This window comes from Salipiger sp. H15, from assembly GCF_040409955.1.
In the GTDB taxonomy this organism is placed as follows: domain Bacteria; phylum Pseudomonadota; class Alphaproteobacteria; order Rhodobacterales; family Rhodobacteraceae; genus Salipiger.
On the sequence record NZ_CP123384.1, the window covers coordinates 2,671,195 to 2,697,260 of the forward strand.

26 protein-coding genes are annotated in these 26,066 nt (G+C 68.0%); 20 read left to right on the plus strand and 6 right to left on the minus strand.

Annotation, left to right across the window (positions count from 1 at the left end):
• Positions 1–79: 79 nt before the first annotated feature.
• The 3 genes from PVT71_RS12915 to PVT71_RS12925 all read right to left on the minus strand — a co-directional run bounded on the left by PVT71_RS12915 (position 80) and on the right by PVT71_RS12925 (position 3,505).
• On the minus strand, positions 80–1,522 hold the full coding sequence (locus PVT71_RS12915; protein ID WP_353472194.1) for a TRAP transporter large permease subunit: 1,443 nt from the start codon (positions 1,520–1,522) through the stop codon (positions 80–82).
• A 1-nt stretch (position 1,523) separates the two neighbouring features.
• The gene (locus PVT71_RS12920) at positions 1,524–2,312 is read right to left on the minus strand and encodes a TRAP transporter small permease subunit (RefSeq protein WP_353472195.1); all 789 of its coding nucleotides are present in this window, start codon (positions 2,310–2,312) and stop codon (positions 1,524–1,526) included.
• Between the two features lie 143 nt (positions 2,313–2,455).
• A complete protein-coding gene (locus PVT71_RS12925) occupies positions 2,456–3,505 on the minus strand; it encodes a TRAP transporter substrate-binding protein (protein WP_353472196.1) in 1,050 nt (349 codons plus the stop codon).
• A 308-nt stretch (positions 3,506–3,813) separates the two neighbouring features.
• Between PVT71_RS12925 and purM the strand changes: the two genes are divergently transcribed.
• Both purM and purN read left to right on the plus strand, forming a co-directional pair.
• Positions 3,814–4,860: a phosphoribosylformylglycinamidine cyclo-ligase gene (purM, locus tag PVT71_RS12930; RefSeq protein ID WP_353472197.1), complete on the plus strand. Its 1,047-nt coding sequence runs from the start codon at positions 3,814–3,816 to the stop codon at positions 4,858–4,860.
• Positions 4,857–5,447 (plus strand): phosphoribosylglycinamide formyltransferase, encoded by a 591-nt coding sequence (gene purN, locus PVT71_RS12935; protein WP_353472198.1) that lies wholly within the window; start codon positions 4,857–4,859, stop codon positions 5,445–5,447. The genes purM and purN overlap by 4 nt, the downstream gene beginning before the upstream one ends.
• On the opposite strand, the gene PVT71_RS12940 is transcribed toward purN, so the two are convergent.
• Positions 5,444–5,629 (minus strand): hypothetical protein, encoded by a 186-nt coding sequence (locus PVT71_RS12940; protein ID WP_353472199.1) that lies wholly within the window; start codon positions 5,627–5,629, stop codon positions 5,444–5,446. The two genes, purN and PVT71_RS12940, sit on opposite strands and share 4 nt — an antisense overlap.
• Before the next feature lie 271 nt (positions 5,630–5,900).
• Here PVT71_RS12940 and rnd point away from each other — a divergent pair, with 271 nt between their 5' ends.
• Positions 5,901–7,058 carry a ribonuclease D gene (rnd, locus tag PVT71_RS12945; RefSeq protein ID WP_353472200.1) on the plus strand — a complete coding sequence of 386 codons (1,158 nt, stop codon included), beginning with the start codon at positions 5,901–5,903 and terminating at the stop codon, positions 7,056–7,058.
• A gap of 129 nt (positions 7,059–7,187) precedes the next feature.
• Here the strand turns inward: rnd and PVT71_RS12950 are convergent, their stop codons facing one another.
• Positions 7,188–7,658: a hypothetical protein gene (locus PVT71_RS12950; protein ID WP_353472201.1), complete on the minus strand. Its 471-nt coding sequence runs from the start codon at positions 7,656–7,658 to the stop codon at positions 7,188–7,190.
• 165 nt (positions 7,659–7,823) lie between these two features.
• Between PVT71_RS12950 and PVT71_RS12955 the strand changes: the two genes are divergently transcribed.
• The 17 genes from PVT71_RS12955 to PVT71_RS13035 all read left to right on the plus strand — a co-directional run bounded on the left by PVT71_RS12955 (position 7,824) and on the right by PVT71_RS13035 (position 24,876).
• Positions 7,824–8,234 (plus strand): SufE family protein, encoded by a 411-nt coding sequence (locus PVT71_RS12955; protein WP_353472202.1) that lies wholly within the window; start codon positions 7,824–7,826, stop codon positions 8,232–8,234.
• Positions 8,235–8,335: 101 nt separating this feature from the next.
• The gene (frr, locus tag PVT71_RS12960; RefSeq protein WP_353472203.1) at positions 8,336–8,899 is read left to right on the plus strand and encodes a ribosome recycling factor; all 564 of its coding nucleotides are present in this window, start codon (positions 8,336–8,338) and stop codon (positions 8,897–8,899) included.
• Between the two features lie 28 nt (positions 8,900–8,927).
• Complete coding sequence (locus tag PVT71_RS12965) at positions 8,928–9,653, plus strand: isoprenyl transferase (protein WP_353472204.1); 726 nt, start codon at positions 8,928–8,930, stop codon at positions 9,651–9,653.
• Positions 9,650–10,441: a phosphatidate cytidylyltransferase gene (locus PVT71_RS12970; RefSeq protein ID WP_353472205.1), complete on the plus strand. Its 792-nt coding sequence runs from the start codon at positions 9,650–9,652 to the stop codon at positions 10,439–10,441. The genes PVT71_RS12965 and PVT71_RS12970 overlap by 4 nt, the downstream gene beginning before the upstream one ends.
• A 10-nt stretch (positions 10,442–10,451) precedes the next feature.
• Positions 10,452–11,621, plus strand: a complete 1,170-nt coding sequence (gene dxr / locus PVT71_RS12975; protein WP_353472206.1) for a 1-deoxy-D-xylulose-5-phosphate reductoisomerase — start codon at positions 10,452–10,454, stop codon at positions 11,619–11,621.
• A gap of 60 nt (positions 11,622–11,681) precedes the next feature.
• Positions 11,682–13,028 carry an RIP metalloprotease RseP gene (rseP, locus tag PVT71_RS12980; RefSeq protein WP_353472207.1) on the plus strand — a complete coding sequence of 449 codons (1,347 nt, stop codon included), beginning with the start codon at positions 11,682–11,684 and terminating at the stop codon, positions 13,026–13,028.
• Between the two features lie 137 nt (positions 13,029–13,165).
• A complete protein-coding gene (locus tag PVT71_RS12985) occupies positions 13,166–13,291 on the plus strand; it encodes a hypothetical protein (RefSeq protein WP_353472208.1) in 126 nt (41 codons plus the stop codon).
• 81 nt (positions 13,292–13,372) lie between these two features.
• Positions 13,373–15,739, plus strand: coding sequence for an outer membrane protein assembly factor BamA (bamA, locus tag PVT71_RS12990; protein ID WP_353472209.1), 2,367 nt, complete (start codon positions 13,373–13,375; stop codon positions 15,737–15,739).
• Positions 15,740–15,818: 79 nt separating this feature from the next.
• Positions 15,819–16,358, plus strand: a complete 540-nt coding sequence (locus tag PVT71_RS12995) for an OmpH family outer membrane protein (RefSeq protein ID WP_353472210.1) — start codon at positions 15,819–15,821, stop codon at positions 16,356–16,358.
• 116 nt (positions 16,359–16,474) lie between these two features.
• Positions 16,475–16,936: a 3-hydroxyacyl-ACP dehydratase FabZ gene (gene fabZ / locus PVT71_RS13000; protein WP_353472211.1), complete on the plus strand. Its 462-nt coding sequence runs from the start codon at positions 16,475–16,477 to the stop codon at positions 16,934–16,936.
• Positions 16,933–17,721 carry an acyl-ACP--UDP-N-acetylglucosamine O-acyltransferase gene (gene lpxA, locus PVT71_RS13005; protein ID WP_353472212.1) on the plus strand — a complete coding sequence of 263 codons (789 nt, stop codon included), beginning with the start codon at positions 16,933–16,935 and terminating at the stop codon, positions 17,719–17,721. Before fabZ ends, lpxA begins: the two co-directional genes overlap by 4 nt.
• Positions 17,722–17,725: 4 nt before the next feature.
• On the plus strand, positions 17,726–18,511 hold the full coding sequence (lpxI, locus tag PVT71_RS13010; RefSeq protein ID WP_353472213.1) for a UDP-2,3-diacylglucosamine diphosphatase LpxI: 786 nt from the start codon (positions 17,726–17,728) through the stop codon (positions 18,509–18,511).
• Positions 18,508–19,665 carry a lipid-A-disaccharide synthase gene (gene lpxB, locus PVT71_RS13015; protein ID WP_353472214.1) on the plus strand — a complete coding sequence of 386 codons (1,158 nt, stop codon included), beginning with the start codon at positions 18,508–18,510 and terminating at the stop codon, positions 19,663–19,665. The genes lpxI and lpxB overlap by 4 nt, the downstream gene beginning before the upstream one ends.
• A 426-nt stretch (positions 19,666–20,091) precedes the next feature.
• On the plus strand, positions 20,092–20,841 hold the full coding sequence (locus tag PVT71_RS13020) for a hypothetical protein (protein ID WP_353472215.1): 750 nt from the start codon (positions 20,092–20,094) through the stop codon (positions 20,839–20,841).
• A 58-nt stretch (positions 20,842–20,899) separates the two neighbouring features.
• The gene (locus PVT71_RS13025; RefSeq protein ID WP_353472216.1) at positions 20,900–21,175 is read left to right on the plus strand and encodes a hypothetical protein; all 276 of its coding nucleotides are present in this window, start codon (positions 20,900–20,902) and stop codon (positions 21,173–21,175) included.
• 148 nt (positions 21,176–21,323) lie between these two features.
• A complete protein-coding gene (locus PVT71_RS13030) occupies positions 21,324–23,249 on the plus strand; it encodes a DUF3604 domain-containing protein (protein ID WP_353472217.1) in 1,926 nt (641 codons plus the stop codon).
• Between the two features lie 16 nt (positions 23,250–23,265).
• A complete protein-coding gene (locus PVT71_RS13035; RefSeq protein ID WP_353472218.1) occupies positions 23,266–24,876 on the plus strand; it encodes a hypothetical protein in 1,611 nt (536 codons plus the stop codon).
• Positions 24,877–24,915: 39 nt separating this feature from the next.
• Here PVT71_RS13035 and PVT71_RS13040 read toward each other — a convergent pair whose 3' ends face one another.
• Positions 24,916–26,007 carry a S1/P1 nuclease gene (locus PVT71_RS13040; protein ID WP_353472219.1) on the minus strand — a complete coding sequence of 364 codons (1,092 nt, stop codon included), beginning with the start codon at positions 26,005–26,007 and terminating at the stop codon, positions 24,916–24,918.
• Positions 26,008–26,066 lie beyond the last annotated feature (59 nt).

The following is a 26,066-nucleotide window of genomic DNA, read 5'->3' on the forward strand; positions in this document are numbered from 1 at the left end:
CGGGGTCTTCGTGCCGCGCCTACATGCCCTTGATGACCCCGCCGCGCAAGGGCGGCGGGGCCGGGGTCTTTGCTTCAGCTCATTCGCCGTAGGCCATGGCCGGCAACCACGTGGTCAGCGCCGGGAACTCGAAGACGATGAGCAGGCCGAGGAGCTGGAGCATCACGAAGGGCACGATCCCCTTGTAGATGTGGCCCAGCGTGACGCCCGGCGGGCAGACGCCCTTGAGGTAGAAGAGCGCGAAGCCCACCGGCGGTGTCAGGAACGAGGTCTGCAGCGTCACCGCCACGAGGATCGCGAACCACACCACCTGCGGGTCGCGCACCTGGTCGAAGCCGGGCACGGCGATGTCGAGCCCCTGGATGATCGGCAGCATCAGCGGCATGATGATGATGGTGATCTCGATCCAGTCGAGCAGGAAACCGAGGCAGAAGACGATGAACAGGATGAAGCCGATCGTCAGGTAGGGGTTGTCGAAGGCCGAGAGCACCAGGTGCTGCACGATCTCGTCCCCGCCGAAGCGGCGCAGCACGAAGGCGAAGAAGTTCGCCGCGAGGAAGATGCCGGTGATGTAGCCCGCCGTGTTGAGCGTCGAGCGTGCCACCTCGCGGAACACCTTCCAGTCGAGCTTGCGGTTGATCAGCGCCAGCACCGTCGCGCCGAGCGCGCCGAGGCCCGAGGCCTCGGTCGGGGTGGCGATGCCGACGAAGATCGAGCCCAGCACGAGCAGGATCAGGAACATCGGCGGCACCACCGCCAGCGCCACCTCCTTGACCTCGTCCATGCCCACCTTGCCGGATTTCTCCGGTGCGGGCATCGAGGAGGGCGAGATGAAGCCGTAGATCACGATGAAGACGATGTAGAGCGCGCCGAGGATGAGCCCCGGGAAGAGCGCCCCCATGAAGAGGTCGCCGAGCGAGATCGCCAGCTGGTCCGACATGATCACCAGCATGATCGACGGCGGGATCAGGATCCCGAGCGTGCCGGCGCTCGCGATGGTCCCGGTCGCGATGGGTTTCGAGTAGTTCTGCGCCATCATCGCGGGCAGGGCCATCACCCCGAGCAGCGTCACCGAGGCGCCGATCACCCCGGTCGAGGCGGCGAGGATGATGCCGATCAGCAGCACGGTCAGCGACAGGCCGCCGCGCAGCGAGCCGAAGAGCTTCTGCATCGCGTGCATCATGCGCTGCGCCACGCCCGACTGGTCGAGCATCAACCCCATGTAGATGAACATCGGCAGCGCCACGAGCACCGGGTTGTTGACGATGTTGCCGAAGAGACGGCCGGACAGCGCCAGCAGGCGGTTGTACTCGAGCCCGATGCGGTCGAACTCGATCACGTCCTTGAACTCGGCGCGGAACGGGTCGAGCAGGATCTGCGACAGGATGACGAAGATCAGGCTCACCCCGACCAGCGACATCGCCACGGGGATGCCTCGGAACAGCATGTAGATGAAGGTCAGGAACATCGCCGCGACGGCGATCTCGTTCAGCGTCAGGTATTGGCCGAGAAAGTGCAGCATCTCAGCGCTCCTTCCGCGCGAGGAGCCGCGCCACGACAATCACGACCACGGTGGCGACGAGGGCCAGCGCGATGGTCTTCTTCATTTCCCACGGCCCGACCGCGAAATCGTCGAAGATCGCGGCGCGGGTGGCGGTGCGGATGCTGTCCACCTCGGGGTCGGTCACCATCAGCCAGCCGACGCAGGCGTACCAGATGACCAGCTGCAGCCCGAACACGGTCGAGGGCAGGGCGAAGAGCAGCTGCTTCCACAGCAGCGGCCGGGTCAGCTGCGACAGGTGCCGCACGTAGGCCGCCCAGATCGCGATGCCGATGACGATGAAGCTGACGTTCATCAGCGACTTCAGGATCCACAGGTTGTGCAACCCGTTCGGGCTCGACGAGCCCTCGTCGGCGATGATGGCGGTGAGCGCGTAGTCCAGCGTCACGTCCCAGCACAGCATGATGAACGGCAGGAACAGCCAGACCAGCGCGATGATGTCGATGATCAGCCGCTTCCGCCGCTCGAAATTGTCATAGAAGATGTCGACGCGCACGTGGCTGCCCGTGGTCACCGCGTAGGCGATGCCGATCAGCACGGCGATGCCGTAGAGCCACCACTGCAGATCGTCGAGCCAGGCCTGGTTGTGGCCGGTGCCGCGCAGGATCACCTGCGCGCAGATGGCGACGATCAGGATGGGAAAGAGCCACGCGACGAGATTGGACAGGTGCACGATGAACCTGTCGCCCCGGTTCTGGTCCTTGCGTCCGATCTCTCCGGGGTCGGAGATGGCGACCTTGAATTCCTCCACGGGCCTTGTCCTTTGTTCTGCCTGCCTTGTGGGATCGGCGTCCGGGCTCCGTGGAGGCCGCAACGCGAAAACGGCGCGCCCCCGAAGGTCCTGGCGCGCCGGAGGGGGCCGGGCCCGGGGGCCCGGCGGTCAGCCGTCTTGCCTCAATTCCAGGGGCGCGGCAGGTAGATGTTGTTGAACCAGGTCTTGTAGCCCGCGCGGAACTCGCTCAGGTCGGCCCAGGCCTTGGCGAACATCTCGTCCTCGGCCTTCAGCTCTTCCACGACCTCGAGCCAGGCGGTCTCGAACTGCTTGAGCTGCTCGGGGGTCCAGTTCTTGATCGTCACGCCATGCTGCTCGACGTTCTCGACCATGGCCGGGAAGTTCTTGGCTTCACCTTCCGCGAAGTTGTCGGTGAGGTTGGCCATGCAGGCGATCTCGATCTGCTTCTGGCTCTTCTCGTCGAGGTCTTCCCAGCGATCCTTGTTGATCAGCAGTTCGAACATGGTGGCGGGCTGGTGCCAGCCGGGGAAGTAGTTGTACTTGGCGATGTTGTAGAAGCCGAGGTTGGCGTCCACGATCGGCATCGAGAACTCGGTCGCGTCGATCGCGCCGCGCTCCAGCGCCGGGAAGATGTCGCCCGCGCCGAGCAGCGAGGTCGACACGCCCAGCTTCTGCATCACCTCGGCGCCGAGGCCGAAGAAGCGCATGTTCAGGCCCTTGAGATCGTCGAGCGAGTTGATCTCCTTCTTGAACCAGCCCGAGGTCTCGGGGGCGTAGGAGCCGCAGAGCACCACGTGCACGTTGTAGCCGTTGGTGTCGTACATTTCCTGGAACAGCTTCATGCCGTCGTCGTAGAGCATCCAGGCGAGCATCTCGCCGGGCTCGGGGCCGAAGGGCACGGCGGCAAAGAGGCCGGCGGCGGGCATCTTGCCCTGCCAGTAGCCCGAGGTCGAATAGGCCGCGTCCACCGAGCCGTTCGACACGGCATCCAGCATCTCGAGCGCGGGGACGAGTTCACCCGGATCGAAATGTTCGAAGGCCACGCTGTCGGAGATCGAGTTGATCTTGTCGACGAAGTTGACGGCGGCGGTGCCGAGGATCGGCAGGTTCTTGGAATAGCCCGAGGTCATCTCGAGCGTTTCCTGCGCCGAGGCCGCACCGACAAATGCGAAGGCGGCGGCCGAAACGGCCGTGAAGGTCTTGTTGATCATGGTATCCTCCCTGTGTCGGCACCCCCTCCCAAGGGCACCGCAGGCAATTCATGCCTAACGAAACGCTAACGAAGCCTCACGGCGCTGTGAATACCCAGTTATGCGTAGGTCTTGGCAAGATAATTGCTGACGCTGGGGAAGTTACGGAAGATTCCGCCGCGCCGCTTGTGCCGCCGCGCCGCCTTCGCCTTTCATCTTTCTGCAAATACTCAAATCCGGCCGCCGCATCCGCCGCGCCCCGGCATGGGCGCTTTTCATCCGCGCGGTCCTGCGCTATTCCCGCGCGAAACGGGGTCTCGGAGGTTGGCATGACCGAAGGTAAGAACGGCATCACCTATGCGGATGCAGGCGTGGATATCGATGCGGGCAACGCGCTGGTGGAGCGGATCAAGCCGGCGGCCAAGCGGACCAACCGCAGCGGCACCGTCTCGGGTCTGGGCGGCTTCGGCGCGCTCTTCGACCTGAAGGGCGCGGGCTACCAGGACCCGATCCTCGTCGCGGCGACCGACGGCGTGGGCACCAAGCTGCGCATCGCGATCGACACCGGCCACGTCGACGGCGTCGGCATCGACCTCGTCGCCATGTGCGTGAACGACCTTGTCTGCCAGGGCGCCGAGCCGCTGTTCTTCCTCGACTACTTCGCCACCGGCAAGCTCGACACCGACAGCGCCGCGCGCGTCATCGAGGGCATCGCCGAGGGCTGCGTGCGCTCGGGCTGCGCGCTGATCGGCGGCGAGACCGCCGAGATGCCCGGCATGTACCCGGCGGGCGACTTCGACCTCGCGGGCTTTGCCGTGGGCGCGATGGAGCGCGGCTCGGACCTGCCGCGCGACGTGGCCGTGGGCGACGTGCTGCTCGGCCTCGCCTCGGACGGCGTGCACTCGAACGGCTACAGCCTCGTGCGCAAGCTGGTCGAGGTCTCGAGCCTGGGCTGGGAGGCCGACTGCCCCTGGGCCGAGGGCTCGCTGGGCGAGGTGCTGCTGACCCCGACGCGGCTCTACGTGAAGCAGGCGCTGGCGGCGGTCCGCGCCGGCGGCGTGCACGCGCTGGCGCATATCACCGGCGGCGGCCTCACCGAGAACCTGCCGCGCGTGCTGCCCGAGGGCTGCGGCGCGACCATCGACCTCGGCGCCTGGGAGCTTCCGCCGGTCTTCAAGTGGATGGCCGGCGTCGGCGGCATCGCCGAGCGCGAGATGCTGAAGACCTTCAACTGCGGCATCGGCATGATCCTGTCGGTCTCGGCCGACCGTGCCGAGGCGCTGAAGGCGCTGCTCGAGGCCGAGGGCGAGACCGTCTTCACCCTCGGCACCGTGACCGAGGGGCAGGGCGTTGCCTACGAGGGCGCGCTTAAGTGAAACGCGTCGCGATCTTCATCTCGGGCGGCGGCTCCAACATGGTGACGCTGGCCGAGAGCATGACCGGGGATCACCCCGCGCGTCCGGTGCTGGTGCTGTCGAACAACGCCGATGCGGGCGGGCTGAGGAAGGCCGAGGCGATGGGCATTCCCACCGCCGTCGTCGACCACCGCCCGTTCAAGGGCGACCGTCCCGGCTTCGAGGCGGCGCTGCAGGCCGAGCTCGACAAGGCGCAGCCCGACATCCTCTGCCTTGCGGGGTTCATGCGCGTGCTGACCGCCGGCTTCGTCGAGCCGTGGAAGGGGCGGATGCTGAACATCCACCCCTCGCTGCTGCCGAAGTACCGCGGGCTGCACACCCATGCGCGGGCGCTGGAGGCGGGCGATGCCGAGCATGGCTGCACCGTGCACGAGGTCACGCCCGAGCTTGACGACGGCCCGCTGCTGGGACAGGCGCGGGTGCCGGTGCTGGCAGGCGATACGCCCGACAGCCTCGCCGCGCGCGTCCTCGAGATGGAGCACAGGCTCTACCCGGCGGTGCTGCGCCGCTTCGCCGCGGGCGACCGCACGCCGGTGCTTCTGCCTTAATGCGTCACGCGATGGCCGGCGGCGTTGCCGTGCCAGTCGATCGGCGCCGCGCCCGGGTCGGGCGCGGTGAGCGCGGGCAGGCCGACGAGCGCCAGCAGAGCGATCGCCGCCCAGAGCGAGGCATGGCCGCCGCGCACGGCGGGGCGGTGGGTGTAGCTGTAGGCAAGGTCGAGCGAGGTCATGGGAGGTCTCCCTTTGGATGTGCCGGGGGGATCAGGAGTGCCCTCAAGATAGGCGATCCGCAGCCTTCGCGAAAACGAATGCTTGTCACGTCACCCATCACGGGTCTTGATGCTTTTATCCGCGACGGGCTCGCTCGGTGACCGGCTTGCAACCTCAGCACTGCGAAAATGCCGCTCCGGCGCGCTTTCGGCTGCTGCCGCTTTGAACTTCACGCGCCGACGGTGTAGGACGCGCGATAACCAAGACCAACAAGAACGGGCCGGTGCACGAATGAAGACATTGACCAAGACCGAAGAGCTTGCAGAGTTCTGCGCCGAGGCCGCCAGCGCGCCCTACGTGACAGTGGACACCGAGTTCCTGCGCGAGCGCACCTATTACTCCAAGCTCTGCCTCATCCAGCTGGCGATCCCCGGCAAGGGCGAAGAGAACGCCGTGCTGGTCGATCCGATGGTCGACGGCCTGTCGCTCGAGCCGCTGATGGAGCTCTTCCGCAACACCGCGGTGGTCAAGGTCTTCCACGCAGCACGGCAGGATCTCGAGATCTTCTTCGTCGACCACGGCGTCATCCCCGAGCCGCTCTTCGACACGCAGGTCGCGGCGATGGTCTGCGGCTTCGGCGAGCAGGTGGGCTACGAGACGCTGGTCAAGCGCATCGCCAAGCAGCAGCTCGACAAGAGCTCGCGCTTCACCGACTGGTCGCGCCGCCCGCTGACCGAGGCGCAGAAGAAATACGCGCTGGCCGACGTGACGCACCTGCGGGTGATCTACGAATTCCTCGCCGCCAAGCTCGAGGAGTCCGGCCGCGCGCATTGGGTGGCCGAGGAACTGGCGACGCTGACCGACCCCGAGACCTACATCACCCGCCCCGACGAGGCCTGGCTGCGCGTGCGCACCCGCTCATCGAGCCCGCGCTTCCTGGCGATCGTGCGCGCGCTCGCGGCCTTCCGCGAGGATTACGCGCAGTCGCGCAACATCCCCCGCAACCGCGTGTTCAAGGATGACGCGCTGGCCGAGCTCGCCTCGACCAAGCCCGTGACCCTCGAAGACCTCGGCCGCTCGCGCCTGCTGCTGCGCGAGGCGCGCAAGGGTCCGATCGCCGACGGCATCCTCGAGGCGGTGAAGGCCGGGCAGGAGGCCCCCAAGGAGTCGCTGCCCAAGGTCGATGACGACCGTGACCAGCTACAGGTGAACCCGGCGCTCGCCGACCTGCTGCGCGTGCTGCTGAAAGCCAAGACCGAAAGCTCGGGCGTCGCCTCGAAGCTGATCGCCCCGGCGGCGGAGCTCGACGCGATCGCGGCGGGCCAACGCGACGTCAAGGCGCTGAGCGGCTGGCGCCGCGAGGTCTTCGGCGAGGATGCGCTGCGCCTCTGCGACGGCAAGATCGCATTGGCGGCCAAGGGCAAGATGGTCGAGGTCATCGAGATCTGAGGCGGGTCCCGCCGAAGAGCACGGAAACGAGAAAGGGCGCCGCATCATCGCGGCGCCCTTCTTCATTCTGCACGCAACTCTCTTCGGAGAGAGTTGCAAATTCCTTCGAAGGAATTTGCCCGTCCCGCCTCAGCGGATGACGCTCTGCGCGTTGCGCAGGCCCTCGACGCGCAGGGCGCTGTAGGGGGCGAGTTCCTTGTCGCTCATCCATTTCGCCGCGGTGACGGTGCGCGCGGCCTCTCCGGCGGGGCGCGGGCCGGGCAGCTGCAGCGCCATCAGGCGAAAGGCGAGGGTGCCGGTGTCCTCGGAGCCCTCGATCGGCACCAGCCGCACGTCGAAGGGGCCGGCATAATCGGCAACCCCGGTGACCCGGATGATGAACCCGCCGGGCCGGCGCTCGAGCAGCAGCTCGGTGATCGTCCCGACCGGCTGGCCAAGGTAGACCGCCTTCTTCTTGGCAAAGAAGCTGACCGCGGACCGCTGCGGGATCAGCGGGTTGTTCGCGCCGGTCTCGGTGCTCACGGGCGGTGTCTCTTCCTGGCCGACGCAACCGCCGAGCACGAGTGCCGAGATCAAGAAGACCGCAACGGGTTTGAACATGGTGGGACTGCCCTCTGCCTGTGTTGCCCACGGGGTTAGCCTATCGCGCCTGCGATGAAAAGCGTGCATTGGCGGGGCTGGACCTTTGCGTCCGGGGGGCCTACTTCTCGGGTCCGATCAGGCCCGTGACCCTCCCTCGGCGCGCGGCCGCATGAAGGAGCGCAGATGGCACAGGCAGGTTTCGAGGAACTGGTCGAGGATTTCGAATTCCTCGAGGATTGGGAAGACCGCTACCGCACGGTGATCGAGCTCGGCAAGGCGATGGACCCGCTGCCCGAGGCGCTGAAGGTGCCCGCCACCAAGGTCGAGGGCTGCGCCAGCCAGGTCTGGCTGCACCTGACCTGGGAGGAGGGACGGCTGCATTTCGAGGGCGAGAGCGACGCGATGATCGTGCGCGGCCTGATCGCCGTGCTGCACCGCCTCTACGACGGGCTGACGCCGGGCGAGGTGGGCGCGATCGACGCCCGCGCCGAGCTGGGTCGCCTCGGCCTCAACGAGCATCTTTCCGCCCAGCGGTCCAACGGGTTGCGGGCCATGGTGGAGCGGATCCGCGAGCAGGCCGCCGCCGCCGCCTGAGGCCCCGCGGCCGCGCGGGCAGGGAGCAAAGCGCTATACATCCGCCCGCCGCTGGCTTAGAACGCCTTTTAACCGGAATGACTTGAACGGGCAGAACCAACATGTCTGAAGAATTCGAACTCGACACCGCCGATCTCCAGCGCCGCATGGATGGTGCGATGGCCAACCTGCGCACCGAATTCGCCTCGCTGCGGACCGGCCGCGCCTCTGCCTCGATGCTCGAGCCCGTGCACGTCGAGGCCTATGGCCAGATGACCCCGATCAACCAGGTCGGCACGGTCAACGTGCCCGAGCCGCGCATGGTCACGATCAACGTCTGGGACCGCGGCCTTGTCGGCAAGGTCGAGAAGGCCATCCGCGAGAGCGGCCTCGGCATCAACCCGCAGCTCAACGGCACGATCATCATGCTGCCGATCCCCGAGCTGAACGAGGAGCGCCGCCGCGAGCTGACCAAGGTCGCCGGCCAGTACGCCGAGCACGCCCGGGTCTCGATCCGCAACGTGCGCCGCGACGGCATGGACCAGATCAAGAAGGCCAAGGCCGACGGCATGTCCGAGGACGACCAGAAGCTCTGGGAATCCGAGGTGCAGGATCTGACCGACAACTACATCAAGAAGGTCGACGCCGCGCTGGAGACCAAGCAGGAAGAGATCATGCAGGTCTGAGGCGGAAACGCCCAAGCGAGGAGGGCCTATGCCCAAACCGATCCGAGACGGCAAAGGCCCGCGCCACGTGGCCATCATCATGGACGGCAACGGCCGCTGGGCGACCCAGAGGGGGCGCCCGCGGCTGTTCGGCCACCATGCCGGCGCCAAGCGGGTGCGCGAAATCGTCGAAGCCTGCCCCGATGCGGGGGTCAAGTACCTGACGATCTTCGCCTTCTCGACCGAGAACTGGAAGCGGACCCAGACCGAGGTGGCGGGGCTCATGAGCCTCTTCCGCCGCTACATCCAGAAGGAGGCGCGCGCGCTTCACGCCGAGAACGTGCGCGTGCGCTTCATCGGCGACCGGGTGAAGCTGGACCGCAAGCTGATCACCCTGATGGACGAGCTCGAGGTGATGACCGCGGGCTGCACCGGGGTGAACCTGACCATCGCGATCAACTACGGCGGCCGCGACGAGGTCGCCCGGGCGACGCAGCGGCTGGCGCAGGATGTCGCCGACGGCAAGCTGCGCCCCGAGGACGTCAACGAAGAGACCTTGCCCAAGTACCTTGATACCTGCGTGCTGCCCGACCCGGACCTGGTGATCCGCACCTCGGGCGAGGCGCGCATCTCGAACTTCCTGCTCTGGCAGTCGGCCTACGCGGAATACGAGTTCGTCGACACGCTCTGGCCGGATTTCTCGGCCGAGGAGTTCTCGTCCCTGATCGGCAGCTACGGCATGCGCGAGCGCCGCTACGGCGGTGTGAAGGCATGAGCTCGGCCCGCTGGAGCGATCTTGGCCCGCGCATGGCGTCGGCCGCCGTGCTCATCGTCGTCGCGCTGATCTGCGTCTGGCTGGGCGGCATCTGGTGGCGGCTCGCCATCTCGCTGGCCTGCGGCGGCATGGTCTGGGAACTGGTGAACATGGTCGACACCAACCGGCGCAGGTCGGCACGGGTGCTGGCGCTGGTCGCCGGGGTCTGCGCGCTGGCCTCGGTCTACCTGCCTCCCGCCTTCGCGCTGCCGCTGCTGCTGCTTCCCTCGATGGCCGGCCTCGGCCAGATGGAGCGGGGCGGGGTGACCTACGCGGTCTTCACCGCGATGATCATGCTCGCCGGTTACGGCATCATGTCGCTGCGCTCGGACTTCGGGCTGACCTGGATGCTCTGGATGGTCTGCGTGGTCGTGGTGACCGACGTCGCGGGCTATTTCGCCGGGCGCGCCATCGGCGGGCCCAAGCTCTGGCCGCGCGTCAGCCCCAAGAAGACCTGGTCCGGCGCCACCGCCGGCTGGATCGGCGCGGGCATCGTCGGCGCGATCTTCGCGGCGCTCTCGCGCGAGGCGGGCTTCGGGCTGGTCGGCGTGTCGGTCGCCATCTCCATGGCCAGCCAGATCGGCGACATCGCCGAAAGCGCGATCAAGCGCCGGGCCGGGGTCAAGGACAGCTCGAACCTGCTGCCCGGCCATGGCGGCCTGCTCGACCGTTTCGACGGCATGCTGGGGGCGGCGCTCTTCCTGCTGATCGCGGGGCAGATCGTCGACTTCCCCCCCGGGGTCGAGTGAGGCGGGTCCGATGAGACGCATTTCGATCTTCGGCGCGACCGGCTCGATCGGTCAGAACACGCTCGACCTCATCGCGCGCGCGCCGGAAAGCTATCACGTGGTCGCCCTGACCGGTGGCAACAACGTCGCGCAACTCGCTCAGGACGCACGGAAATTTGGCGCCGAACTGGCGGTGACCGCGGACCCGGCGCTGCTGCCCGAACTGCGCGCGCGGCTCGAGGGCTCCGCTGTCGAGGCGGAGGCCGGACCCGAGGCGATCGTCGAGGCGGCGAGCCGTCAGGCCGACTGGGTGATGTCGGCGATCGTCGGCGCGGCGGGTCTCGCGCCGGGGCTGAAGGCGCTCGAGAAGGGCGCGACGCTGGCGCTGGCAAACAAAGAAAGCATGGTCTGCGCGGGACCGCTGGTGCTGCGCACGGCGCAGGCCCATGACGGCCGCGTGCTGCCGGTCGACAGCGAGCATTCGGCGGTCTTCCAGGCGCTGATCGGCGAGGACATAACCCGCGTCGAGCGGGTGATCATCACCGCCTCGGGCGGCGCCTTCCGCGACTGGCCGGTCGAGAAGCTGGCCGAGGCGACGCCGGAACAGGCCGCCACCCATCCCAACTGGGCGATGGGCCAGCGGATCACGATCGACTCCGCCTCGATGTTCAACAAGGCGCTGGAAGTCATCGAGACCAAAGAGTTTTTCGGACTCGACCCGGCAAAGATCGAGGTCGTCGTCCACCCCGAGAGCATGATCCACGCGCTGGTCGGCTTCTGCGACGGCGCGCTGATGGCGCATCTCGGCCCGCCCGACATGCGCCATGCCATCGGCTTTGCACTGCACCATCCGCAGCGCGGCGCGCTGCCGGTCGAGCGGCTCGACCTCGTCAAGCTCTCGCAGCTGACCTTCCGCCCCGCCTGCGAGACGCGCTGGCCGGCGCTGCGGCTGGCGCGCGAGGTGATGGCGGCGGGCGGTCTTTCCGGCGCGGTGTTCAACGCCGCCAAGGAGCAGGCGCTCGACGATTTCATCGCGCGGCGCATCGGCTTCCAGGACATGGCGGTGATCGTCGAGGAGACGCTTTCCCGGCTTTCCTCCGACAGCGCGCTCACAAGCGCCGAAATCACCCTTGATAACGTGCGCGCGGCTGACCATCTCGCTCGGAGGACCGCGCGCGAGCTGATGCTGCAGCACCATTGACGGTCCCCGCGGCGAGTTTGGCGGCGGAAAAAGAAGAAACGATTTGAAAGGGCAGGGCCTTTGGAGATCACCCAGCTGATTCCGCAATTCGGGGGCGCCATCTGGACGCTGCTGGCATTTGTCATCGCGCTGTCGGTGATCGTCGCGATCCACGAATACGGCCACTACATCGTCGGCCGCTGGTCCGGGATCCACGCGGACGTCTTCTCGCTCGGCTTCGGCCCGGTGCTGTTCAGCCGCGTCGACAAGCGCGGCACGCGCTGGCAGGTCGCCGCGCTGCCCTTCGGCGGCTACGTGAAGTTCAAGGGCGACGACACCGCCGCCAGCGGCACCTCCGATGCCGCCGCGCTCGAGGCGATGAGCGCCGAGGAACGCCGCCAGACCATGACCGGCGCACCGCTCTGGGCCCGTGCCGCCACCGTCGCCGCCGGGCCGGTGTTCAACTTCGCGCTGACCATCGCGCTCTTCACCGGCCTCTTCATGGTGCAGGGGCAGGTCTCCGAGCCGCTCACCGTCGGCCAGCTGCGCCCGATGCCGAGCGTGCAGGAGCTGCAGGAGGGCGACGTGCTGCTCGAGATCGACGGCACCCCCACGCCCTCCTTCGAGGACTCCGAGGGCTTCGAAGCCTTCCTCAAGGCGCTGCCGCTGCAGAACTCGCTGACCTACACGGTCGAGCGCGCCGGCAGCCGGCAGGAGGTGAACGGCCCCTATGTCTACCCGCCGCTGGTCTCGCAGGTCGTGCCGCGCTCGGCCGCCAACGAGGCGGGAATGGAGCCGGGCGACGTCATCATGGCGATCGACGGCGTGCCGATCTTCGCCTTCGACCAGCTCAAGCAGCGGGTGGAAAGCTCGGACGGCGCGACGCTGGGGCTGGAGGTCTGGCGCGAGGGCGAGATCCTCGACCTTGCCCTCACCCCCAAGCGCACCGACGAGCCGCTGCCCGATGGCGGCTACCACGCGGTCTACCGGATCGGCATCGTCGGCGGCATCTTCTTCGAGCCCGCGACCGAGACCGTGGGCCCCGTCGACGCGATGAAGGGCGCGGTGAGCCGCACCTACAGCATCGCCGCCGGCTCGCTCTCGGGACTCTGGCACATGATCGCGGGCAACATCTCGTCCTGCAACCTCTCGGGCCCGATCGGCATCGCCGAGACCTCGGGCGCCATGGCCTCGCAGGGCGGGCAGAGCTTCCTGACCTTCATCGCGGTGCTCTCGACCGCGGTGGGCCTGCTCAACCTCTTCCCGGTGCCGGTGCTCGACGGCGGGCACCTCGTGTTCTTCGCCTACGAGGCGGTGACCGGCAAGCCGCCGTCGGAGCGGGCGTTGCGCGCGCTGATGTCGGTGGGCCTGGCGCTGATCCTCGGCATGATGGTCTTTGCGCTCAGCAACGATCTCTTCTGCCCCTGAGGGCAGGGCGCGGCACAAGGGCCAACGGACTTCACGGGGCCGGGCGGGAAATGCATCCCGCCCGGCCTTTTTCGCCCTAAATCCGCCATGATGGGACTGTAGCCCCTGATCTTGATTACATCTTGTCGGGGGATACGATGCAGACGCTTCATGACGGATACCGGGGGCTTGGCCTCCTGCTCGCGATCAATTGGGATCGTTTGTTCTTTGTCACGGTGATCCTGACCGCGTTGTATTTTGGCGCCTTCCTCGGAACTCTTTGACCGCTCGCAGTTTCGTCTTTTGACAAGAAGACCTTCACCCGCTACTCACGATAAAAAAACACGGCGGAGTGGACAGCGAGCATGAGCATCGGGCAGAAGTCGGGCAGGCCCCGCGGCAAATCTTACGCACATCGCGCAGGCGTTTCGGCGCTTGCGCTCTCGCTTGCGGCAGCGGTGGCCTTCACCGCGCTGCCCGAGATGGTGCAGGCACAATCCTACGCGTTCAACGACGTTCGCATCGAAGGCAACGAGCGGATCGAATCCGGCACCATCCTGAGCTACGCCGGGATCGCCCGGGGCGAGACGGTCAGCGCGGGCGAGCTGAACTCGGCCTACCAGCGGATCGTCGACTCCGGCCTCTTCGAGACCGTCGAGATCACCCCGCAGGGCAACACGCTGGTGATCCAGGTCACCGAGTTCCCGACGGTCAATCAGATCGCCTTCGAGGGCAACCGCCGCCTGAAGGACGAGGACCTCGCCGGCATCGTCAAGACCCAGTCGCGCCGCGTCTACAGCCCCCGCCAGGCTGAGCAGGACGCCCAGGCCGTCGCCGACGCCTACCTGCAGCAGGGCCGCATCGCCGCGCAGGTGACGCCGAAGCTCATCCGCCGCTCGAACAACCGGGTCGACCTCGTCTTCGAGATCTTCGAGGGCGGCGTGACCGAGGTCGAGCGCATCGGCTTCATCGGCAACCAGGCCTTCTCGGACGGTCGCCTGCGCCGGGTCATCCAGACCAAGCAGGCCGGCCTGCTGCGCCCGGTGATCCGCAGCGACACCTACATCGAGGACCGCATCGCCTTCGACCGCCAGCTGCTGCAGGATTTCTACGCCTCGCGCGGCTACGTCGATTTCCGCGTGACCGGCGTCAATGCCGAGCTTTCCCAGGAACGCGACAGCTATTTCCTGACCTTCAACGTCGAGGAAGGGCAGAAGTTCAACTTCGGCCGCATCGGCGTCGCGAGCGAGCTGCCCGAGGTCAACGTCGAGGCCTTCCGCAACGCGCTCAGCCTGAAGACCGGCCGGGCCTATTCGCCGGCCGAGGTCGACAAGGAGATCGTCCGGCTCGAGCGTCTCGCCACCAAGCAGGGGCTCAACTTCGTCCGCATCGACCCGCAGGTCACCCGCAACGACCGCAACCAGACGCTGGACGTCACCTTCAACCTGACCCGCGGCCCGCGCATCTTCGTCGAGCGCATCGACATCGAGGGCAACACCACCACGCTCGACCAGGTGGTTCGCCGCGAGTTCGACACCGCCGAGGGTGATCCCTTCAACCCGCGCGCCATCCGCGAGGCGGCAGAGCGCATCCGCGCGCTCGGCTATTTCTCGGACGCGCAGGTGAACGCCCGCGAGGGCTCGACCCCGCAGCAGGTCATCGTCGACGTGAACGTCACCGAGAAGCCCACCGGCTCGATCGGTTTCGGCGGCTCCTACTCGACGAGCGACGGCCTCGGCGCCTCGATCTCCTTCGCCGAGCAGAACTTCCTCGGCCGCGGCCAGAAGCTGTCCTTCGGCATCAACACCGCGTCGAGCACCCAGAGCTACAACTTCAACTTCGTCGAACCGGCCTTCCTTGGCCGCGACGTCGCCTTCGGCCTTGCGCTCAGCTACCGCGAGACCTCGTATGACAGCGCCGATTACGACACCGCGACCGGCATCTTCCGGCCCAGCCTGACCTTCCCGATCTCGGACAACGGTCGCCTCGCGCTGCGCTACACCTACCGTTACACCGACATCATCGACTACGAGGAAGACCAGGTCGGCAACGTCGTGATCTCGGAAGCCGAGGAAGACGCGCGCAACGACAACATGCTGGGCTACACGCTCAGCTACGACACCCGCCGCGAGGGGCTCGACCCCAACAAGGGTTACCTGCTCGAGTTCGGCCAGGACTTCGGCGGGCTCGGCAGCGACAACAACTTCATCCAGACCGATGTCCGCGCCGTCGCGCAGACGCTGGTCTGGAACGAGGAGATCACCCTGCGCGCCACGTTCCAGGCCGGGGCGATCCACTACCTCGAGGGCGACAGCCGCGTGACCGACCGCTACATGATGACCGAGAACATCATGCGCGGCTTCGAATACGCAGGCATCGGCCCGCGCGAGTACAACAAGGACGAGGACGTCGACTCGCCGCTCGGCGGCAACTACTACGCCGCGCTGCGCTTCGACGCGGAATTCCCGCTTGGCCTGCCCGAGGAATACGGCATCCGCGGCGGCGTCTTCTACGACATCGGCTCGGTCTGGGGCCTGTCGGACGAGACGATCGAGAAGGCCGGCGACAACGAGATCCTCTACCAGGACTTCAGCGCCCGCTCCGCGGTCGGCGTCTCGCTCTTCTGGGACTCGGTCCTCGGGCCGCTGCGCCTGAACTTCTCGACCCCTGTGTCGAAGGAAGATCATGACTACGAGCAGAACTTCAGCCTCTCGGTGTCGAGCACGTTCTGAGCGGAGGGCGCGCAGCCTGCTGCGCGCCGCCGCCCTCGCTCTCGGCCTCTGTGCGACCCCCGCGGTCGCACAGGACGGGATGCGTCAGGGCATCGTCCAGAGCCCGATCCTGACCGTCGAGATCGACCGGCTCTACGCCGAGAGCGATTTCGGCAAGCAGGTCTCGCAACTGCTCGAGCAGACCGGCACAGAGATCGCAGCCGAGAACCGCCGCATCGAGGCCGAGCTGACCGCCGAGGAAAAGACCCTCACCGAGAAGCGCAAGACCACGGAGTCCGCGAGCTTCCGCAAGCTGGCCGACGCCTTCGACAAGAAGGTGCAGGAACTGCGCGACGCGCAGGACAGCAAGGCGCGCACGCTCGGCAACCTCTCCGAGGAGCGCCGCCGCGAGTTCATCTCCAAGGCCGAGCCCGTGCTTGCCGAGCTCATGCGCGACGCAGGCGCCAGCGTCATCCTCGACCAGCGCACGGTCTTCCTGTCGTCCAACGTGATCGACATCACCGACACCGCGATCGCGCGCATGAACGAGGTTCTGCCCGAGCCCGAGCCGCTGCCCGACCTGACCGGCACGCCCCCGGCGCAAGTCCCTGATCCCCAGGGCACGCCGGCCCAGCCCTGACCGCCGCCGCTGTTTCAGCCTGTTGCAGCCCGTGACAGGCGCAAGACCACGCCGCTTGCCCCGACGCGCCGGGATTGCTAGGGGAAGGGCGACTTTTTCCTTTTGAAAGGCCCACGATGACCGAGACGCTCCTCAGCGCTGACATCCAGCTGATCCAGCGCATCCTGCCGCATCGCTATCCGTTCCTGCTCGTCGATCGGGTCGAAGAGATCGACGGCACCACCTCGGCCGTCGGGATCAAGAACGTCACGATGAACGAGCCGCATTTCCAGGGGCACTTCCCGGGCCTGCCGATCATGCCCGGCGTCACCATCGTCGAGGCCATGGCGCAGACCACCGCGGTCATGGTGGGCACCGCGCTCGACCTCGCGGACAAGGACCTCAAGGTCTATTTCATGGGCATCGACAAGTGCAAGTTCCGCCGCAAGGTGGTGCCGGGCGACGTGCTCAAGATGAAGGTGCGCACCCTGCGCGGCAAGCCGGGCGGCAAGGTCTGGAAGTTCGAGGGCATCGCCGAGGTCGATGGCGAACTGGCCTGCGAGGCCGAGTTCACCGCAATGATGGACCTGCCGGCGTGAGCGCGACCGTCATCCACCCCAGCGCCTATGTCGAAGAGGGCGCGCAGATCGGCGAGGGCTGCAGGATCGGCCCGTTCTGTCATGTCGGACCCGAGGTGGTGCTGGCGGCAAACGTCGAGCTGAAGAGCCACGTGGTGGTCACCGGCCGCACCGAGATCGGCGAGGACACGGTGATCTTCCCCTTCGCGGTGATCGGCGAGATCCCCCAGGACCTGAAGTTCCGCGGCGAGAAGACCGCGCTCATCATCGGCAAGCGCAACCGCATCCGCGAGCACGTGACGATGAACTCGGGCACCGAGGGCGGCGGCGGCGTGACCCGCGTCGGCGACGACGGGCTCTTCATGGCCGGCTGCCACGTGGCGCATGACGCGCAGGTCGGCGACCGGGTGATCCTGGTGAACAACTCGGCGCTGGCCGGGCATTGCGTGATCGAGGACGACGTGATCGTCGGCGGGCTCTCGGGCGTGCACCAGTGGGTGCGCATCGGGCGCGGCGCGATCATCGGCGCGGTCACCATGGTGACCAACGATGTCATTCCGTATGGCCTCGTGCAGGCGCCGCGCGGCAAGCTCGACGGGCTCAACCTCGTCGGCCTCAAGCGCCGCGGCGTGAGCCGTTCGGACATCACCGCGCTGCGCGCCGCCTTCCAGATGCTGGCGCAGGGCGAGGGGGCCTTTGCCGAGCGCGCCAAGCGCCTCGGGGACGAGACCGAAAGCGAGTACGTGCGCGAGATCGTCGACTTCATCCTCGGCGACAGCGACCGTCACTTCCTGACGCCGGGCTGATCCCGTGCTGGCGCTGATCGCAGGGCAGGGCGATCTGCCCCGGGCGGTGACCGGGGCGCTGCCCGAACCGGCGCTGATCTGCGCCATGGAAAGCTCGCCCCCGAACCGGGTCGTGCCGGATCACCTGTTTCGCGTCGAGCAGCTCGGCAGCTTCCTGCGCTGGCTGAAGGCGCAGGGGGTGACGCGCGTGTGCATGTGCGGCGCGGTGGGGCGGCCCGAGATCCGCCTGTCGCGGCTCGACCTGCCGACCATCCTCTTGCTGCCGAAGATCCTGCGCGCGCTGAAGCGCGGCGACGACGGCGCGCTGCGCATCGTCATCGGCCTGCTCGAGGATGCGGGCTTCGAGGTGGTGGGCGCGCACGAGGCCGCGCCGAAGCTGCTGCCCGAGGCGGGCATCCTGACGCGCGCCCGTCCCGGGCCGGACGCCGCGCAGATGGCGACGCTGGCCGATGCCGTCAGCCACCGGCAGGGGCTCGAGGATCTCGGCCAGTGCTGCGTCATCTCGGGGGACGAGGTGGTCGCGCGCGAGGACCAGCGCGGCACCGATGCCATGCTGGGCGAGCTGCCGCCGGTGCCGGGCGGGCTGTTCTACAAGGCGCCGAAACCGGGGCAGGAGCGGCGGGTCGACCTGCCGGTGATCGGCCCCAACACCGCCGTCGGCGCGATCCGCGCCGGGCTCTCGGGGATCGTCATCGAGGCGGGCGGGGTCATGGTGCTGGACCGCGAAGCGGTCATCGAAATGCTGGATGCCGCAGGGCTCTTCCTGTGGGTACGGGAGCGGGACGCATGAAGGTCTTCATCATCGCGGGCGAGCCCTCGGGCGACAAGCTGGGCGCGGCGCTCATGCATGGGCTGAAGGCGCAGGTGCCGGACGTCAGCTTCGAGGGGATCGGCGGCGAGCGCATGATCGAGGAAGGGCTGCAGAGCCTCTTTCCGATGGACGAGATCTCGATCATGGGCATCACCGAGATCCTGCGCAACTACGGCGCGCTGAAGGCCCGCATCAAGCAGACCGCCGAGGCGGTGGTGGCCGCGCGGCCCGACGTGCTGATCACGGTCGACCTGCCCGAGTTCTCGCTGCGCGTCGCCAAGCTGGTCAAGGCCGCATCGGATATCCGCACCGTGCATTACGTCGCCCCCACGGTCTGGGCCTGGCGTCCGGGCCGGGCGGCGAAGATGGCGAAACACATCGACCAGGTGCTGGCGCTGCTGCCCTTCGAGCCGCCCTACATGGAAGCCGCCGGGATGCGCTGCGATTTCGTCGGCCACCCGGTGGTGACCGACCCGCAGGCGAGCCAGGCCGAGGAGGCCGAGTTCCGCCTCCGCCACGGCATCGGCGACGCGCCGCTCTGCCTGATCCTGCCCGGCTCGCGCCGCTCGGAGGTGACACGGCTCGGTCCGGTCTTCGGCGAGGCGCTGGCCCGGCTCAAGGAGGCGCGGCCCGAGCTGCGCTACGTGCTGCCCATGGCCGCGCCCGTGGCCGATCTGGTCCGCGAGACGGTGAAGGGCTGGGAGATCGACCCGATCCTGCTCGACCCGCGCGGACAGGGCGAGGCGGGCAAGGCCGAGAAGCGCGCCGCCTTCGCCGCCGCCGACGTGGCGCTGGCCGCCTCGGGCACGGTGGCGCTGGAGCTCGCCGCCGCGAACACGCCGATGGTCATCGCCTATGACATGGGCTGGCTCTCGCGGCAGATCATCGGGCGGCTCATGCTGGTGGATTCGGTCAACCTCGTGAACCTCGTCGCCGAGAGCCGCACCATCCCCGAATACATCGGCGACGCCTGTCGCCCGGGCCCCATCGCAGACGCGGTGCTGCGCGTGCTCGACGCGCCGCAGGAGCAGGCGCGGGCGATGCAGCTCACCATGGAGCGGCTCGGCCGAGGCGGCCCGCCGCCGGGAGAGCGCGCCGCCGAAGCGGTGCTCGCCGGGCTGCGCGAGGCCTGAGCGGCCCCTCCGGAGCTTCCCTGACCCTGCAGCGGCTGCCGGCGCATCGCCCGGCAGCCGACTCGTTTCATCGGATCACCTTCGACAGCGGAGCCTGCATGCCAATCAACGCCTTCGCAGCCACGCCATCCCCATGAAATCGAAAGACATTCCGCGGAACTGATGTGTCGCGCGCATCCCTGACCCGATATTTCGATCAACCTCCTGATTTCATTGATCCAGATCATCGCACCCGGACATCATTTCAGGCATAGGTTCCGGATATTGATGGACGCAATTCGGCGGCGGCGCGCGAAGCTGACCGGCCGGGAACAAGAAATTTGACCGCAGCACGGGATGCCCGGCTGCTCCCCTCTCATCAAGGCGATGTACCGCACGCACCGCGCCGGGCGCGTCCCGGCCCGCTCGAACGGGAGGGGAGACCACATGCGACGCACGACATTGACAGGAATGTTCCTCGCCGGGGCCGGCCTCGTGGCCGGTGCGCTTCCCGCGGCGGCGCAGGACTGGGAATTCCGCATCACGCCCTACGTGTGGGGCGCGGGCATCGCGGGCGATCTCGGCACGATCCCCGGCTATCCCGCGCAATCGATCGACCTGTCCTTCGGCGACATCTGGGACGACCTCGACTACGGGCTCTTCCTCTTCGGCAGCGCGCGCAACGACCCTTGGGTGATCTATTTCGACGGCTCGGTCGTGCAGACCGACTCCACCGAGAAGATCGGCAGCCCCGACGTCGACAAGGTGAACATCAAGAGCGACACCTCGACGCTGACGCTGGCCTTCGGCGGCACGGTCTCGCAGTCCTACAACCACACCGTCGATCTCTACGGCGGCTTCCGCTACTGGAACCTCGACAACAGCTACCGGGTCTACACCCCGGGCGGGCGGTTCAAGAAGGACACCAACGCCGACTGGACCGACCCGATCATCGGCATGTCGGCGCGCTACGCGATCAACGACCGCTGGCAGGCCTTCGGCGCGGCCGACATCGGCGGCTTCGGCGTGGGGTCGGACTTCCAGTGGTCGCTGATGGCCGGGGCCAGCTACAGCTTTTCCGAGAATTTCTCGCTCGCCATGGGCTGGCGCGTGCTCGACGTCGACTACGACGACAACGGCGTCGTCTTCGACGCGCGGCAGAGCGGCCCGCTCCTCGGCGTGACCTTCAGGTTCTGAGACCCACCGGGACACCGGGCGGGCGCCGTCCGGTGTCGTTCAACCAAGGGAGGATGAAATGGGACGTCTCTTTCTGGCCGGCGTGCTGATCGCCGGGGCCCTGACCGGTGCCTGCACCGACAATCAGGGCATCAACGCCGCCACCGGCGGGCTCGCCGGGGCGGCCATCGCGCACGAGGTGAGCGGCGGCAACAGGACCGCGGCGGCGCTTGGCGGCGCGGCCATCGGCACGGCGATCGGCGGCAGCGTGCCCACCAGCTCCAGCGGCACCAAGCTCTGCAACTTCTACAACCCGCAGACCGGCGCCACCTACAAGGCGGAATGCCCGAGATAACGGGCAGCGCGGCACCATGGAGATCGCCTGCGCGCGGCGCCTTCCGACGTGAAGGGGGCGCCGTCCTCCCTCTCGGCGCGGCAGCAACCGAACCTTCCCGCCGGGCCGGACCCGCCGGGCGGGGGCCATATCAGGGAGAGAACCAGACATGAGACCTGCCTCGCTTTGCACCACCCTGCTGCTCGCCGGATTGCCGGCGGCGGCCTTCGCGCAATTCATCCCCTCGGAGGAGTCCCTCACCGGGCTCTACCACGGCAAGACATACTCGCCCTACGCGCAGCGCTCCTTCCCCAGCCAGGTGTTCTGGGGCGACAGCCACCTGCACACGGCGCTCTCGGCCGATGCCGGGCTCTTCGGCAACACGCTGGGGCTCGAGCCCGCCTACCGCTTCACCCGCGGCGAGGAGGTCACCTCGGCCACCGGCCTGCCGGTGAAGCTGGGACGCCCGCTCGACTGGGTGGTGATCGCCGACCACTCGGACATGATGGGCTTTTCCACCGACCTCGCCGCGGGCGCGCCCAACATCCTCGCGGTGCCGCAGGGCAAGGCGTGGTTCGACGGGCTGCAGGCCGGCGGGCAGGAGGGCGCGTCCGCGGCGCTCGATCTCATCACCACCTTCGCGCAGGCGAAGCTTCCGGAGCAGCTGCTGAAGGATTACGCGCCCGGCTCGAAGATCTACAACAGCGTCTGGCAGGACGTCATCGACGCCGCCGAGCGCTTCAACGATCCAGGCAACTTCACCGCCTTCATCGGCTACGAGTGGACCGCACTCGACAAGGGCAACAACCTACACCGCAACGTGATCTTCCGGGACGGCGGCGAGAAGGCCTCGCAGGTCGTGCCGATGGTCACCCAGCCGCCCTACGGCAGCACCGACCCGCTCGACCTCTACCAGTACCTCGAGGATTACGAGGCCAAGACCGGCGGCTCGGTGCTGGCCATCGCGCACAACGGCAACCTGTCGAACGGCAACATGTTCCCCTTCGAGCAACAGTTCACCGGCAAGGCGATCGACGAGAATTACGTCGAGAAACGCGCGAAGTGGGAGCCGCTCTACGAGGTCACCCAGATCAAGGGCGACGGCGAGGCGCACCCGCTGCTGAGCCCCGACGACAAGTTCGCCGACTACGAGACCTGGGACGTCGGCAATCTCGACCTCACCGAGGCCAAGACCGACGACATGCTGAAATACGAGTACGCCCGCTCGGCGCTGAAGATGGGGCTGCAGCTCGAGGACAAGTTCGGCACCAACCCCTACAAGTTCGGCATGATCGGCTCGACGGACTCGCACACCTCGCTGCCGGCCATCGAGGAGGACAACTTCTTCGGCAAGGCGGCCACCGCCGAGCCGTCTCCGACGCGGATGGCGCACCCCTTCGCCAAGTCCGACAAGGGCGCCTTCGAGGGCTACCAGCTGGTCGCCTCCGGCCTCGCGGCGGTCTGGGCCAAGGAGAACACCCGCGCCGCGCTCTTCGACGCGATGGCGCGCAAGGAGGTCTATGCCACCACCGGCCCGCGCATGACGGTGCGCTTCTTCGGCGGCTGGGACTACACCGACGACGACCTGCGCTCGCGCCAGCCCGCCTTCATCGGCTACGAGAAGGGCGTGCCCATGGGCGGCGACCTGCGCACCGCGCCCGAAGGGACGAGCGCCCCGAGCTTCATGGTCTACGCGCTGCGCGACCCGGTCGGGGCGAACCTCGACCGCATCCAGATCATCAAGGGTTGGATGGACGGAGGCGGCGAGACCCACGAGAAGGTCTATGACGTCGCCTGGTCCGAAGGGCGCGAGATGGGCGCGGACGGCACGCTGCCGGACGTGGGCAACACCGTCGATATCCCCGCTGCCACCTGGTACAACACCATCGGCGCGTCGGAGCTGGCGACGGTCTGGACCGACCCCGAGTTCGACCCGGCGCAGAAGGCCTTCTACTACGCCCGCGTGCTCGAGATCCCGACGCCGCGCTGGGTGGTCTACGACGCGCTGCGCTTCGGGGTGGAGATCCCCGACGGGGCCGAGACCATCGGCCAGGAACGCGCCTATACCTCGCCGATCTGGTACACGCCTTCCTGACCCGGGAAACCCGCAGGTGCGCCCGTTCCCCCGTGCCCCGGCAGGCGGCGCGCCGCGCCTCGGGGCTGGCCGTCTCGCCATTGCTCTGGCGGCCTGCCTCGGCGCGGCGGTGCTTGTCCTCTTCGGATGCGGCCGCGGGGCCGAGACACCGGGGGGCGCAGCGCGGCGGGAATTCACCGGGCGGGTCGACCCCGCCAGCTACGCCGGCGACGTGACCTTCCGCATCGGCGAGCACCTTCCGGCGAAGGGCGAGAGCGTTCCCTTCTCCCTCTACCTCGGGGCCACGCCCGAGTCCGCGACGCGGCTGGGGGTCAGGGCCTTCCTTGACCTGCGCGCGCTGCAGACCCGGCTTCCGGAGCTGCTCTCGGGGCCCATCGACGCGGGCTGTACCCTCGGGCTCGATCTCGATTTCGGCGGGGCGGAGGCAGAGGGCAGCTCGGTGCGGGCCCGCGGGACGGTGCGGGCGGACCTCTACCGCTGCAGGCGCCGGGGCGAGGCGGCCGAGACCCGCGGGCTGCACTACCTTCGCGCCCATGTCGATTTCGATGCCAAGGTCGGCGCCACCGTCGTGAAGGACTGCCTCGTCTTCCGGCTCGAGGCGCTCGGGGTCTCGCCGCGCGGGCTGCTGGGCGGGCTTGCGGATCTCCTCGGCATCACCCAGCGCGCGCGCGGCGCGATCATCGAGGAGGCACGCAAGACGCTGGCCGCGAACCCGGTCTGCCCGGACCTGTCGGAAAGCCTGTCGCTTCTCGATGCGAGCTTCACCGGCGGCGGGCCGCGCGAGATCGGCGACGGCGGGATCGGTGCGGCGCTTGCCGGCTCCATCGGCGTCAGCGCCGAGAAGCTGATCCGCCTCGTCGCGCTCGGCCAGAGCCGCGGCCTCGTGCCGGGCGGCGCAGGGGCGGCGGATGCGACAGCGGCGGCCCCCGAGGTCCGCTTCGCCAGCGAGGACAGCTCCACCGTCCGCGACAGCGCAATCGCCTACGGGCTCGACATCGGGCTCACCCCGACCGCGCCCACCCGCATCGGCATCGACGTGCTGCTGGACCTGCGCGACCTGCAGCGGCAGTTGCCCGGCCTCGTCGCCGGGGACACGCTGCTCGACGCCTGCGGCGCGAAGATCACCCTGAAGACGCTCGACGCGCAGGCAAGGGGGCAGGCGCTGGCCGCGCGCGCGCAGCTCGCCGTGCAGGACTTTGCCTGCGACCGGACGGCGGAGGCCACGTGGAGCCGCGGCGCGCTCGAGAGCGAGGAGACCGTCGATATCCGCGGCGAGATGACCGCCCGCGTCACCGAGCAATGTGTCGTCTTCAGGCTGCTCGACCTTGCCCGCGACCCGCCGTCGCCGATCGCGCAGGTCGAGCTTGGCGGCGGCCGTGTCACCGCGGCGCGCGCGCTGCTGTTCGACGCCTTCAACCTGCTGCTCGAGCGCAACCCGCTGTGCCCGGACCTGCCACCGGGCCTCGACCTCCTCGATCCGCGTCTCGACCGCGGCGAGGTGCGCGAGATCGGAACCGGCGGGCTCGGCGTGACGGTCGGCGGCTCGATCGACCTGCGGGCAAGTACGCTCGTGGCCTTGCTCCGGCACTTGCAGGAGCAGGGCCTCCTGCCGCCGAAACCCGGGTGACGGGGCGGATCGCAGGCACCGTCGCGCATTCATCGCGGCTCAATCGGCCGTCGCGCCATGCCGCGCCATGCTGTCGAGAAGCGCCCCGGTGGCCGAGCGCTCGACCATCAGGCTGTCGGCCGCGGCGATGATGACATCGGCGATGCGGTAGCCCGCGAGGGTGATCTGCGCCTGCGCGATCTGCTGCAGCTGCTCCCAGTAGTCCTGCGGCACCTTCGGAGCCTCCTTGATCGGAGAGACGCCCTCGAGGATGTACTTGACCATGTTGCCGACGAGCCGGTCGGAACTGGCCGTCCTGTCGGGATCGGGCGTGGTCTTTATGCCGGAACCATAGGCGTAATCGATGGCGATCTGGTGGCTCTCGAGCGCCCATGCGCGAAAGTCCGGGCTCTTGGTCGGCGGGCCGAGCTGCGGGAAATCCGCGCGGGGAAATTTCGCGACGAGCTCGGCGGCGGAGCGGTCGATGTCCTCGATCCGGGTCGAGCGCAGCGCATTGCTGTCCCAGAGGATATGCAGCGGCATCGCCGTGTCCTTCAGCGGATCCCAGACGTAGGACATGGTCCCGGCGGCATTGCCGGTCGGGTACTCGGCATTCACGAGGTCGGTCACGTGCAGCGGCTGGTGGATGTCGCCGACGATGTGCATGAACCACGAGAGCGAGAGCGCGCGCTCGTCCGGGTTGGCCTCGGGGTTTGCCATCTCCTTCGCGAAGAGCGTCGCGGCCTCGATCGCGTCCCCCAGCGGCGCGCCGTTGCGCGAGGCGACCAGCGCGCGCGCCTCGGGCGGCGCATCCTCGGCGACGATCGAGAACCTTGCCGAGTGGTAGGTCGGATGATCGTAGATCGTCCACTTGGCGTCGTCCGGCCAGCGCGCCGCCTCGATGAACATGCGCCTCCCGCGCTCCTTGCCCGAGACCTCGGTCGCGGCAACCCAGAACGAGGCAGGGTCCGGGTGCTTGAGAAGCATGAGCGCGATCCTGTCGATCAGCTCGGGGCGGGTGCGGGCGATCTCGTTGTAGGCGATGGCCGCGGTGAGCATGTGGCCGGGATGGTCCCAGGCACGGGCCGCGGGGGCCGGGACAACCAGAGTCGCAAGGGCGGCGGCGAACAGCCGGGTCAGGTTCTCGTGCATTCCAGACACCTCAATGCTCGGCTCGGGCGAGCCGCGAAGGAAAGGCGGAGCGCCCGGCG